12 protein-coding genes and 1 CRISPR repeat array are annotated in these 12697 nt (G+C 56.5%); of the genes, 1 reads left to right on the top strand and 11 read right to left on the bottom strand.

Going from position 1 to position 12697, the window contains the following annotated elements; translation table 11 throughout:
• Positions 1-43: 43 nt before the first annotated feature.
• The 5 genes from EDF81_RS11485 to cysG form a co-directional block, all read right to left on the bottom strand.
• Complete coding sequence (locus tag EDF81_RS11485; RefSeq protein WP_123348261.1) at positions 44-367, bottom strand: DUF3561 family protein; 324 nt, start codon at positions 365-367, stop codon at positions 44-46.
• Positions 368-450: 83 nt separating this feature from the next.
• On the bottom strand, positions 451-1056 hold the full coding sequence (gene cysC / locus EDF81_RS11490; protein WP_123348262.1) for an adenylyl-sulfate kinase: 606 nt from the start codon (positions 1054-1056) through the stop codon (positions 451-453).
• Positions 1056-2483 (bottom strand): sulfate adenylyltransferase subunit CysN, encoded by a 1428-nt coding sequence (gene cysN / locus EDF81_RS11495; protein ID WP_123348263.1) that lies wholly within the window; start codon positions 2481-2483, stop codon positions 1056-1058. Before cysN ends, cysC begins: the two co-directional genes overlap by 1 nt.
• Positions 2484-2492: 9 nt before the next feature.
• Positions 2493-3401 carry a sulfate adenylyltransferase subunit CysD gene (cysD, locus tag EDF81_RS11500; protein WP_123348264.1) on the bottom strand — a complete coding sequence of 303 codons (909 nt, stop codon included), beginning with the start codon at positions 3399-3401 and terminating at the stop codon, positions 2493-2495.
• Positions 3402-3410: 9 nt separating this feature from the next.
• Complete coding sequence (cysG, locus tag EDF81_RS11505; RefSeq protein WP_184999531.1) at positions 3411-4817, bottom strand: siroheme synthase CysG; 1407 nt, start codon at positions 4815-4817, stop codon at positions 3411-3413.
• A gap of 246 nt (positions 4818-5063) precedes the next feature.
• On the opposite strand from cysG, the gene EDF81_RS11510 reads away from it, so the two are divergent.
• On the top strand, positions 5064-6035 hold the full coding sequence (locus tag EDF81_RS11510) for an aminopeptidase (RefSeq protein WP_123348265.1): 972 nt from the start codon (positions 5064-5066) through the stop codon (positions 6033-6035).
• 3 nt (positions 6036-6038) lie between these two features.
• Positions 6039-8279: direct repeats of the CRISPR family, unit length 29 nt; unit sequence CGGTTTATCCCCGCTGGCGCGGGGAACAC.
• Between the two features lie 93 nt (positions 8280-8372).
• Here the strand turns inward: EDF81_RS11510 and cas2e are convergent.
• From cas2e to casB, 6 genes are read right to left on the bottom strand one after another with little or no spacing between them, the layout of a single operon-like run.
• A complete protein-coding gene (cas2e, locus tag EDF81_RS11515; RefSeq protein WP_123348266.1) occupies positions 8373-8657 on the bottom strand; it encodes a type I-E CRISPR-associated endoribonuclease Cas2e in 285 nt (94 codons plus the stop codon).
• Positions 8658-8659: 2 nt separating this feature from the next.
• Positions 8660-9577 carry a type I-E CRISPR-associated endonuclease Cas1e gene (gene cas1e, locus EDF81_RS11520; RefSeq protein ID WP_123348267.1) on the bottom strand — a complete coding sequence of 306 codons (918 nt, stop codon included), beginning with the start codon at positions 9575-9577 and terminating at the stop codon, positions 8660-8662.
• On the bottom strand, positions 9577-10281 hold the full coding sequence (gene cas6e / locus EDF81_RS11525) for a type I-E CRISPR-associated protein Cas6/Cse3/CasE (RefSeq protein ID WP_123348268.1): 705 nt from the start codon (positions 10279-10281) through the stop codon (positions 9577-9579). The genes cas1e and cas6e overlap by 1 nt, the downstream gene beginning before the upstream one ends.
• Positions 10281-11006 carry a type I-E CRISPR-associated protein Cas5/CasD gene (gene cas5e, locus EDF81_RS11530; protein ID WP_123349042.1) on the bottom strand — a complete coding sequence of 242 codons (726 nt, stop codon included), beginning with the start codon at positions 11004-11006 and terminating at the stop codon, positions 10281-10283. The genes cas6e and cas5e overlap by 1 nt, the downstream gene beginning before the upstream one ends.
• An 8-nt stretch (positions 11007-11014) precedes the next feature.
• Positions 11015-12073 (bottom strand): type I-E CRISPR-associated protein Cas7/Cse4/CasC, encoded by a 1059-nt coding sequence (gene cas7e, locus EDF81_RS11535; RefSeq protein WP_123348269.1) that lies wholly within the window; start codon positions 12071-12073, stop codon positions 11015-11017.
• Positions 12074-12096: 23 nt separating this feature from the next.
• Complete coding sequence (gene casB, locus EDF81_RS11540; RefSeq protein ID WP_404851485.1) at positions 12097-12693, bottom strand: type I-E CRISPR-associated protein Cse2/CasB; 597 nt, start codon at positions 12691-12693, stop codon at positions 12097-12099.
• Positions 12694-12697: the final 4 nt, after the last annotated feature.

The raw sequence follows: 12697 nt of genomic DNA on the forward strand, positions 1-12697 counted from the left end.
ACGCGGGCAAATGTACCACATTTTAGCGGCGGGTACGTGAAGGTTAGCTTATCAGCCAGAGAAAGAGCGTACCGAAAACCAGCACCACCGTCAGCGCCGTCGCCAGAATGCTCAGCAGCAGCCTGCGATCCAGCAGGGAATGCAGGGCGATGCCCACCACCACGGCAACGGGCATCAGCGCGAGGAAGAAGGGCCAGGTGTAGAGGAAGAAAAACAGCGTATTGCTGCCGTAAATCAGAAAGGGGATCCCCAGCGCCAGCAGCCACGAGACAAAGCCGATCAACGCCCCGGGAAAAGACCAGTTCGTGTCATCGTCGGTGGCGAACGATTCGGTGTCTGTCATGGTGATGTTCTGACTATTACGCATATCTCAATCCTGTTGCCTGACTCGCCGGGCAGTAAATTGACATCATGAATGCTTCAGCGCATCCAGATATCCCCGGCGTAATCTCAGGATCTGATAATATCGTCCTGCCTGAGCAGGTCTAACAATTGGCTCACTAAATTTGTTACTAATTGTTCACCATCGAGATGCACTTCCGGCTGTTCAGGCGCTTCATACACCGCATCGATCCCGGTGAAATTACGCAGCTCCCCGGCGCGGGCTTTTTTATACAGCCCCTTAGGATCGCGCGCTTCGCAGGTCGCCAGCGACGTGTCGACAAACACTTCGATAAAGCGCCCTTCCCCGACCCGCTCGCGCACCATTTGCCGTTCGGCGCGGTGCGGCGAGATAAACGCGGTCAGCACCACCAGTCCGGCGTCGACCATTAGCTTTGCCACTTCGCCGACGCGACGGATATTCTCTTTGCGATCCGCATCGCTGAAGCCCAGATCGCTGCACAGACCGTGACGCACATTGTCACCATCCAGCAGATACGTACTGACCCCCAGCTTGTGCAGCGCCTCTTCCAGCGCCCCGGCAACGGTGGATTTACCGGAGCCGGACAGCCCGGTAAACCACAGCACCACGCCGCGATGGCCGTGATGCTGTTCGCGCTGCTCTGCGGTCACCGGATGGGCATGCCAGACGACGTTTTCGTCATGCTGCGCCATTACTGGCCTCCCAGCAGATCGCGTGCGCCCCAGTGCGGGAAGTGCTTACGGACCAGCGCGTTCAGTTCCAGCTCAAAATCGCTGAACTGCGACGGCACACCGGACGCCTGCTGATGCGGTTCGTGAACCATCCCCGCCCCGACGGTCACGTTGCTCAGGCGATCGATAAAGATCAGCCCGCCGGTCACCGGGTTTTGTTGGTAGTTGTCGAGCACCAGCGGCTCGTCAAAGGTCAGATCCACCAGGCCAATACCGTTCAGCGGCAGGTTATCCACCTCATGACGGGCCAGGCTGTTGATATCGACCTGATACTCAACGCCGTTGACCTGGGCGCGGGTTTTCTTCCCGGCCACTTTAATGTCGTAGCTGCGCCCTGCGGTCAGCGGCTGCTCCGCCATCCAGACCACGTTAACGCTGGCCGACTGTACCGCCGGTAGCGCGTCCTGCGCGTCGACCAGCAGATCGCCACGGCTGATATCAATCTCATCTTTCAGGGTCACGGTGATTGCTTCCCCGGCGGACGCCTGCTGCAGGTCGCCGTCAAAGGTGACGATCCGCGCCACGGTGGACTCAACGCCGGACGGCAGGACTTTCACCCGCTGACCAACGGCAATATTGCCGGAGGCCAGCGTGCCCGCGTAGCCGCGGAAATCGAGGTTCGGGCGGTTAACATACTGTACCGGGAAGCGCATCGGCTGGTTTTCCACAGCCCGCTGGATCTCAACGGTTTCCAGCACTTCCAGCAGCGTCGGGCCGCTGTACCAGGGAATGTTCGCACTCTGGCTCGCCACGTTATCGCCTTCCAGCGCGGAGAGCGGCACAAAACGAATATCCAGATTGCCCGGAAGCTGTTCGGCAAAGGTCAGGTATTCCTGGCGAATGTCGTCGAAGGTTTGCTCGCTAAAGCCGACCAGGTCCATTTTATTGACCGCCACGACCAGGTGCTTAATTCCCAGCAGGGTGGCGATAAAGCTGTGACGACGGGTCTGATCCAGCACGCCTTTACGGGCGTCAATCAGCAGGATCGCCAGATCGCAGGTCGAGGCACCGGTCGCCATATTGCGGGTGTACTGCTCGTGGCCTGGGGTGTCGGCGATAATAAATTTACGCTTCTCGGTGGAGAAGTAGCGATAGGCCACGTCGATGGTGATGCCCTGCTCACGCTCGGCCTGCAGACCGTCCACCAGCAGCGCCAGATCGAGCTTCTCGCCCTGGGTGCCGTGACGCTTGCTGTCGTTGTGCAGCGAGGAGAGCTGATCTTCGTAGATCTGACGGGTGTCGTGCAGCAGGCGACCGATCAGGGTGCTTTTGCCGTCATCCACGCTGCCGCAGGTGAGAAAACGCAGCAGGCTTTTGTGCTGCTGGGCGTGCAGGTAAGCCTCAACGCCACCCTCATCGGCAATCTGTTGTGCAATAGTCGTGTTCATGGCGGCTCCTTAGAAATACCCCTGACGTTTTTTCAGCTCCATGGAGCCAGCCTGGTCGCGGTCAATCACGCGCCCCTGACGCTCGCTGGTGGTGGAAACCAGCATCTCTTCAATAATTTCCGGCAGCGTCTGCGCGTTTGATTCCACCGCGCCGGTCAGCGGCCAGCAGCCGAGGGTACGGAAACGCACCATCCGCTGTTCAATCACTTCACCCGGCTGGAGATCGATACGGTCGTCATCGATCATCATCAGCATGCCGTCACGTTCCAGCACCGGGCGCTCAGCAGCCAGATAGAGCGGAACGATGTCGATATTTTCCAGGTAGATATACTGCCAGATATCCAGCTCGGTCCAGTTGGAGAGCGGGAAGACGCGGATACTTTCGCCTTTGTTAATCTGCCCGTTGTAGTTATGCCACAGCTCAGGGCGCTGGTTTTTCGGATCCCAGCGGTGGAAGCGGTCGCGGAAAGAGTAAATACGCTCTTTGGCGCGGGATTTCTCTTCGTCACGGCGTGCGCCGCCGAATGCGGCATCGAAGCCGTACTTATTCAGCGCCTGCTTCAGCCCTTCGGTTTTCATAATATCGGTGTGCTTGCCGCTGCCGTGAACGAAGGGGTTGATGCCCATCGCCACCCCTTCCGGGTTTTTGTGCACCAGCAGCTCACAGCCGTAGGCTTTGGCGGTACGGTCACGGAACTCATACATTTCGCGGAATTTCCAGCCGGTGTCCACGTGCAGCAGCGGGAACGGCAGCGTGCCCGGATAGAAGGCCTTGCGCGCCAGGTGCAGCATCACGCTGGAGTCTTTCCCGATGGAGTACATCATCACCGGGTTGGCAAACTCTGCGGCCACTTCGCGGATAATATGGATACTTTCCGCTTCCAGTTGTCGCAGGTGAGTGAGTCGTTTTTGGTCCATAACCGTTCCTTAAGCCAGATTCACCACCGCAGAGTCAAAGCCCTGCGCTAAGGTATGTTGCCGGAACCAGGCGAGCTCGCCATGCAGCCGCACCACCTCACCCACGACCAGCAGGGCAGGCATCGGCGCGTCTTTCGCCAGTTCCTCAAGTTGTTGTAATGTGCCGGTCAGCACCTGCTGATCGACGCGGGTACCGCGCGAGATCACCGCCACCGGCGTATCGCTGGCGCGCCCGTGTGCCATCAGCTGCTGGCTGATTTCTCCCGCCTTCATGGTGCCCATATAGATCGCCAGCGTCTGGCGGCTCTGCGCCAGCTGCGCCCAGTCAAACGGCTGACTGTCGGCCTTGTAGTGGCCGGTAACAAAGGTCGCGCTCTGGGCATAATCGCGATGGGTCAACGGGATCCCGGCATAGGCCGTAGCGCCTGCAGCTGCGGTAATACCAGGCACCACCTGAAAAGCAATACCGGCGGCAGCGGCGGCCTGTAGCTCTTCCCCGCCGCGGCCGAAGATAAAGGGATCGCCACCCTTGAGCCGCACCACGGTTTTACCTTCGCGTGCCGCTTCAATCAGCAACCGGTTGATATCCTGCTGAGCCACCGCATGGCCGCCAGCCCGTTTTCCCACGCAAACCTGCTCCGCGTCGCGACGCACCAGTTCGCGCACCTCGTCGCTGACCAGGTGATCGTAAAACACCACGTCGGCCTGCTGGATCACCTGCAGACCGCGCAGGGTCAGCAGCCCAGCATCGCCAGGCCCTGCCCCGACCAGAATAATTTCACCGGTCTGGCTATTGGGCCTGTGCAGTTCCCGCTCCAGCACCTGCTCGGCGGCCGCTTCATTACCCGCCGCCATCAGGCTGGCAAAACGACCGCGAAAGGCTTTTTCCCAGAAACGACGGCGCGCATCGGTGGTGGTGCGAAAGGCTTTAAGACGCTGACGCCAGCCTCCGGCAACCTCCGCCATCCGCCCGAGATTGGTCGGCAGCAGCGCCTCAACTTTTTCTCGCAGCAGCCGTGCCAGCACCGGCGCATTGCCGCCGGAAGAGATGGCCACCACCAGCGGAGAACGATCGACAATCGAGGGGAAGATAAAAGAGCACAGCGGCTGGTCATCCACCACGTTCACCAGCCGGTGACGAGCGTTGGCCGCTTCATAAACTCGCAGGTTTAGCGCCCGATCATCGGTGGCCGCAATGACCAGCAGCACGTCATCGAGCTGCGGCTCATCGAACGCCGTTGCCAGCCAGCTAATTTGCTGTAGACGCACCTGTTCGGCCAGATCCGCCGACAGCGTGTCGGCCACTACCTGTACCCGTGCTCCGGCCCGGCGTAAAAAGGCAATCTTGCGGGCAGCGATCTCACCGCCACCCACCACCAGGACGGGACGATTTTTGACGGCGGCAAATAAAGGCAGGTAATCCACGGCGCTAAGGCTCACTCACAATAGTCATAGGGGGACTATAGGGCGCGCCTTAGAGCGAATGAAATTACGAATTGGAATGAGTAGTTACTGAAAGGAATAACGACCTGGAAAAGCTAAGTTCAAAAAGTGCTTAAGGCGCGATTTTTCGGGGATTTGAGAGCAAATGAAATTGTGTAACGTCGATCACAGTTTCATACTAGGCGAGTCTATTTTATTGCTCTGTCGTAAGGACCCACTATGCACGCCGCATTGCGCCTCACCCTAGCCTCCCTGGCTCTCGGCGCATGTTTTACGCTTCCCGCGCAGGCGAAAGCGCCGCAGCCCGGCAGCGTCGCCAGTACCCAGACCCGCTATATTGCCACTTACTTTCCCGGCCGCATGACCGGTACCCCGGCCGAGATGCTCTCCGCCGACTACCTGCGCCAGCAGTTCGCGCAGATGGGCTACCAGAGCGATATCCGCACCTTTAACAGCCGCTATCTCTACACCGCAAAAGATAACCATAAAAGCTGGCACAACGTCACCGGCAGCACGGTGATCGCCGCCCACGAAGGCAAGGCACGCCAGCAGATTGTGATTGTCGCGCATCTTGATACCTACGCGCCCCACAGCGATCTGGATGCGGAAAAAAACCTCGGCGGGCTCACCCTGCAGGGTATCGACGATAACGCCGCCGGGCTGGGCGTGATGCTTGAGCTGGCCGACGCGCTAAAACAGCTGAAGACGGAATACGGCATCCGCTTTGTCGCCACCAGCGGCGAAGAAGAGGGACAGCTCGGCGCGGAGAACTACCTTGAGCGCCTGAGCCTGGCGGAAAAGAAAAATATTCTGCTGGTCATCAATCTCGATAGCCTGATCGTCGGCGATAAGCTCGTTTTCAGCAGCGGTAAAAACACCCCCGCATCGGTACGCAAGCTCACCCGAGACCGGGCAATGACGCTTGCCCGCCGCCACGGGATCCAGGCCACCACCCGTTCAGGCGTCGCCCCGGGCGATGCCGCGGTATTCGACAACGCCGATATCCCGGTGCTTACCGTCGAAGCTGCCAGCGCCTCCTCTGGCAAGCACAGCAGCAGCGCGCACGACATCCGGCTGGATAACCAGCAGCATATCGACCAGACCCTGCCCGGCCGTATCGAGAAACGAACCCGGGACATAATCCGAATTATGCTGCCGCTGGTGAAGGAACTGGCGAAGGCGGGGAAATAAATGGGGTTTATTCCTGCTGGTGTGGGGAACACTCTCCAAATGACCGGCTGCAGACAATCTGTTGCGGTTTATCCCCGCTGACGCGGGGAGCACTTGTCACAGATGCAGAAATGCACCTGCGATTTCGGTTTATCCCCGCTGGCGCGGGGAACACGTCATGGTTCCTGTTCACCTTCACCAGATAACCCGGTTTATCCCGGCTGGCGCGGGGAACACCAGCATGGACGGCCAGACCCCGGCACAGACGACGGTTTATCCCCGCTGCCGCGGGGAACACATGCGCAGCAGTTTCGGCAGATTACGCAGCATCGGTTTATCCCCGTTGGCGCGGGGAACACCAGCAGCATCTCGATCAAGTTGAGCAGCACATCGGCTTATCCCCGCTGACGCGGGGAACACGTACTGCATCGCTGCCGCATGAAATTATCGCCCGGTTTATCCCCGCTGGCGCGGGGAACACGTGTGCAGCTCGAGGCGTCGGTTGCGCCGATTCGGTTTATCCCCGCTGGCGCGGGGAACACTTAAACAGTCATTACTGGCCGCCGCGTGCGGCCGGTTTATCCCCGCTGGCGCGGGGAACACCCAGTACGGAACACCACGCTGTTGCAATCTAGCGGTTTATCCCCGCTGGCGCGGGGAACACTTAGTGGCTTTGTCGATCAGCTGGCTCTTGCGCGGTTTATCCCCGCTGGCGCGGGGAACACGATAACCGCAGCCAGTAGCTGTCATCAACCTGCGGTTTATCCCCGCTGACGCGGGGAACACCGATTTGGCTGTGTGCTGGATATATGGATGGAGGGTTTATCCCCGCTGGCGCGGGGAACACTTCTGGGCCGATTTAGTCACTCGTGCCATGTTCGGTTTATCCCCGCTGGCGCGGGGAACACAGCCAGGCTACGGCGACATCTCGCGCAAGGAGCGGTTTATCCCCGCTGGCGCGGGGAACACAAACTGCTACGGCTAACCCCAAGTCGCCCTCCCGGTTTATCCCCGCTGGCGCGGGGAACACCCAATGGTAATAAAAACCCGTATGCGGTTGATCGGTTTATCCCCGCTGGCGCGGGGAACACGACGCGGGGAACACCCTTCGTGGCGCTGCAGCTTTCGCACCTTTGCCGGTTTATCCCCGCTGGCGCGGGGAACACGAAGTCACGCTATTCGGCGAGAAATCGAAACCCGGTTTATCCCCGCTGGCGCGGGGAACACACCTTCTCGACCTTATTGGCATGTCAGTGAACCGGTTTATCCCCGCTGGCGCGGGGAACACAGCGGATGCCGGAAACACTGCCGTGCCCAGTGCGGTTTATCCCCGCTGGCGCGGGGAACACTCTAACCTCGCCACGGAGACGGTGGAGGCCATCGGTTTATCCCCGCTGGCGCGGGGAACACAAGTGAGGAAGCCTAAAAGCATAACCATTACCCGGTTTATCCCCGCTGGCGCGGGGAACACGCCCATCATCTGAAAAAAATACTCTCTGATATCGGTTTATCCCCGCTGGCGCGGGGAACACTTCATCAGGCGCTGCACGGTTTCCAGCCATACCGGTTTATCCCCGCTGGCGCGGGGAACACACGGAACGCGTCCAGAACGTATCGACGGGGCCCGGTTTATCCCCGCTGGCGCGGGGAACACTGCGTTGAATAAATCGGACAGGAAGATGCGTTCGGTTTATCCCCGCTGGCGCGGGGAACACCGGGTAATGGAGTTCGGGATTAACACGTCGACCGGTTTATCCCCGCTGGCGCGGGGAACACAAGCGATGCCGTACCCTTAGCGATCAGGCGGGCGGTTTATCCCCGCTGGCGCGGGGAACACGCCCGCGCAGAACTGATTGAGCACGTCCAACACGGTTTATCCCCGCTGGCGCGGGGAACACAATACGTGCCCTATCGTGACGTTGTAGGCGTGCGGTTTATCCCCGCTGGCGCGGGGAACACACAACGTCCGTTTCGTCCGTTACGCTGGCCAGCGGTTTATCCCCGCTGGCGCGGGGAACACACTCCCATATAGTTGGAGTGTTTTAATGAAAAACGGTTTATCCCCGCTGGCGCGGGGAACACGCAGATCAGCCCATGATTCGTAACGGAGTTGTCGGTTTATCCCCGCTGGCGCGGGGAACACGACAGGAGCAGCTAAAGAAAACCAAAGACGAGCGGTTTATCCCCGCTGGCGCGGGGAACACATTCAGGTCATCTGCAGCAGCTGCTGCAGGCGCGGTTTATCCCCGCTGGCGCGGGGAACACTCTAAAAGTATGCAATTGAATAATAACGACTTTATTGTGCCTTCAAGTTCTACCAAAAATACCTACTTTTTAAAGAGCGTTAACACGATGATTTTATTGGGGGAGAAAGGAAACTAAACGCAGCCCATCCAGATCCACCGGAATGCGTCTATTTTCACCGTAGGTTTGGAATTCAAAACCCGATTCTGTATTTGTTGCCCACGCCATAACGACATTGCCCTCACCGGAAAGAACAGTGATATTTTCCCAAATCATTGCACGAATACGCGTTGATACATCTCCGAGGTAAACTCCTGAACGCACTTCGAGTAGCCACACGGCGAGCCTTCCTCTTAACCGAGGGGGCACATTTTCGGTTACAACTACCAGCATGCTCATGATTAATGATTCCTGTGACCAGAATCCCCCAGCGATACGGGTAGAGGGATAGCAATGGGCTGGGCATCAGATGGAGGTAGCGGCGGTGATATTTCCCCTGCAGCCAGAACGTCTTCAATAAGAGGGATAAGTTTTGCCAGTACCTTGCTACTGCGAAAAATATCACGGCAGGCAAGCCTGACTTCACGATCGGGTTCAGCCGGATTAGCGCGCGCAATTTCAAACGCTTTAGGGACTACCGTATCGAATTTCAGGATGTCCGCAATATCATAAACAAAGGAAAGCGGCTTACCGGTATGGACAAAACCAATGGCGGGAGCGTATCCCGCCGCTAACACCGCAGCCTCTGTAATACCGTAAAGGCAGGCTGTCGCCGCGCTGATACATTGGTTGACAGTATATCCTTTTCCCCAGTCTTTCGGATCGTAGCGGCGGCCGTTCCACTTAACGCCGTATTGCTTCGCCAGAAGCGCATAGGTCGCCCTCACCCGGCTACCTTCAATCCCACGTAGCTGATCTACCGATCTACGGCTGGGAGCCGGTTCCCCAAATCTGAGTTCAAACATTTTCCTTACGACCTTGAGACGAAGATCTTCATCCAGCGCCAGTCGAGCCTGATAGAGCAATTTATCGGATCTTGCTCCACCGGGCTGCCCTGAAGCGTATACGCGAACGCCCGCCTCTCCAACCCAAACCAGCAGCGTGCCAACGGTCGCCGCCAGGCGAACGGCTGCGTGAGAAACACGCGTGCCGGGTTCGAGCATAATGCAGGCGACCGATCCCACCGGAATATGGGTACGGATGCCCGTTTTATCGATTAAAACAAACGCGCCATCAACAACATCAATCTGGCCGTACTGGAGAAATATCATTGAGACGCGATCTTTTAACGGGATGGGATTCAGAGGAAGCCAGCTCATCAGCGACGCCTTTTCACCATCAACATCCCGCATCCCAATCCCTTACTTTTGCCTATGCCATGAAACAGGGCTTGCTCAAAAGAAGAAGGGTTGATGATTTCTAATACCCCGGAGTAATCCACGCTGCTGTACATAATCGATTTGTCTGCCCCAGGACGCATAAAGCGATGCTGTTGATAAGCATCAATAGTGGCTGTAGGTACAGATACATTTGTATCGTCCGTTCCGGCCCAGCTATCAAACTCATCAGATGATGAAGGCTGGAGACGAAAACCGTGCTGGAGACCCTGCTTCTCCAGCCATAACTGCGCCGCTTCCAGCTGGCGATCCCACCATGTGTCCTGCGCTTCACCACGCAGTTTTGCCTGAAACTTCGCATCCATCATCACGTCATAGCGTTTCGCTTTTCGGGTAATGACCGGATTAGCCCGCAGCTGAAATGCCAGCACCATCCCCTCTTCAAGCTGCGGAGTAAATGGCTTCGTCTCAATATCGAAAAGCGTATGTGACGATAAAGGCAGGGTGTCCGATAGCACAAAAAAACGCGCCTTAGGCTCCTGGCGAAAAAGAAACGGGCGAGTGGCATGTTCAGGAAAAAGCTGCCAGAGCCACTGATGACTGGCGTAAGGCATCGCAGACTGCCATTTTTCCAGCATCTGCGGCGTCAGGTTTTCTAATCGAAGTTGAATACGCGACAGATACATTATTCCTTCTCCTGCAACAATCCGCTGTAGCGGGTATAGGACGTAAATTGCCAGCGTTTACGACTTACCGGTTGGTGGTGGCAGCTTCGCTGCTGCTGGCTTACCAGACTGGTTTCATCAGGATCATCCCAGTAGCAATGCGTGCCTCCCTGGGCGAGCATTTCCAGTTCGGGAGCGACCATTTCCCGGGCGGCCTGAAGGAAAACATCCTGCAAGGAACCGTCGAGCAATCGGGGGGCAAGAGGCAGGGCCAGTGGACAGGATTTCCGTCCCAGATAGAGCGGAAAATGAGGCGTCAGCAGCGCGTTATTCATTGCATCCAGCGTATAGGGCGCATCAGGCGTCGCGCTTATCGCAATATGCCAGTAGCCATCACAGCGATATTCACGCTGAGTGCTCAGCGTCCCAATCTCTTCAGGCGCAATGGATAGCTCATCCCGACGCGTGTAATAACGGCGCTTCTTATTTTCACGTGGAACACTGACCGTGTGATAGTCACGCAGCCAGCGTTCCCGAGATGAAAGCGGTCGCACGGCCAAATGATAATGCTGGTTAAACTGGCATAACGCGTCTTCATTATCCCTGCGAAGACCTAATGCGGCAGCCAGCAACCCAAGTATTGCCGAGCGGGTGGGGATAGATGCCGTATGGCGCACTTCGCCAACGGCTTCCTCTCCCCATGAAGCCATAGGCGCGTAAAGTTGAAAAACAAGATATTGTTTCATAGTCATCCTTACTGACGCACAAACTCCAGCAGCGCGCTAAGCGAACCTTCACCTTTATCTACATTCAGCTCGTACTCACTCGATGCACGCTGATCATAGGCCCGTTTAAAGTTGTCGAGCTGTTGCTGTAAGCGCTCAATTGCCACTGGAACATGATTATCACCACGCACCGGCTGGAAGAACGCGACGGCAAGGGAACGCGGTTGCTGATTTCCTTTTTCAGCCAGGGCATAGGACGCATAGGCTCTGGAGGCGAAGCTATTTTGTTTTCCTCCGGGAGAAACCGTCATGGTGGTTTCAGTCAGGGCCGCAATAACCCGACCGGTCAGTTCCTCATCCCCGCCGAGGTTTTCCAGCAGCAGATCCCGGCTAATGCAGATGTAGGTGTAGAACAATGCAGATGCAAAGCCCTGCTCTCCCATATGGGCAGAACCCGAATCGATGTCCTTGTTATTAAGATCGTCAACAGCAGTAAAAAAGTCATCTTCAATGGTGACGGCACTCACCCCCAGCGCATGAGAAACCTGACAGGCGGCCTCGACGTTAAACTCTGGAGAGGATGCCAGCATTCGACCAAACAGCGCCATATCAACGCTGCGCTGTTCTTTTCTCAGCAACTTGACTTCATCATCAACCGGTTCACGGTTCTCGGCAATGAGCGTGCTGACTAACTGGTTGATCAACTCAATTTCATGGTTGCTGATATGCACTAACTGTTCGATTTCAAGATTTTTTTCAACCGGTCCATTTTTTTCATTCTTCAATTTACCGAACTGGCTGGCTATTTTTTCAGCAGCGCTTTTCGCTATCTTCTCAGCGATATTTGCCGCCTGCATTGGCTTATAAACATATTCAACCCCAATACGTCGAGTTCTTTGACCGATATGCCCCGCCATGGCCCCGGCAAAAGATTCAGAGGTCCGCCAGGCACGCTTGAGGCTCTGAGAGGAAACGCGTAACCGATCAACGCCGCCCATCAGCGCGGTTTTCGGCCGCCCAGAGTCATCCCGGTTAAGGTTAGAAGGCGCATAGGCGGTCAGTAGATGTAGCTGAATAAATGTGGTCATTATTAATATCCTTATAGAAATAACTATCGGGAAGAGGAGATATATTCGTTTGCCCAGCGAATACGGTTACGTGCAAACGGATGGCTTTGCGGGGGAATATGTTCCTGACTGTCTTGCCACTCACGCATCCATAAAAAAATACTGTCGGCTAAAGAGATAATATTCACCCCTTTATCCTCTCGTATTTTCACTGCCCTGATCAGTTGCTGAGAAAAGGTATCGGGGTCACGAGCCTGCTGGAGACGCTGAAAGCGTAAGGAGGAAAGAAAAGGTTTCTCATCCTTTTTTTCACCCAGTTGCGCAGCAAAGCTGCCCTCCGGGCAATGTTTTTTTATATGCACAGCCACGGAAATGAATATCGCCAGCGCCATTTTATTTACCGCCGACAATGGCATATGGACGGATAGCTGGCGCAGTAGGACGCTATATCCTTCACACATCATCACGCCAAATGGCGGCTCCATACGGCGTAGCTCTGCTCGCCAGGCACGACCATTAATCTGTTTTCCCCCCTGACTTGCATAGCGGTCGGATAAAATATCAAACCATTCAAGCAGGGCTTTTTGCGCGTCAGAATTCGTTATCACCAGCTCTTTCGATGTATCACGATTAACCATCATTGGG

It is taken from the genome of Enterobacter sp. BIGb0383 (assembly GCF_003751845.1).
Lineage (GTDB): Bacteria > Pseudomonadota > Gammaproteobacteria > Enterobacterales > Enterobacteriaceae > BIGb0383.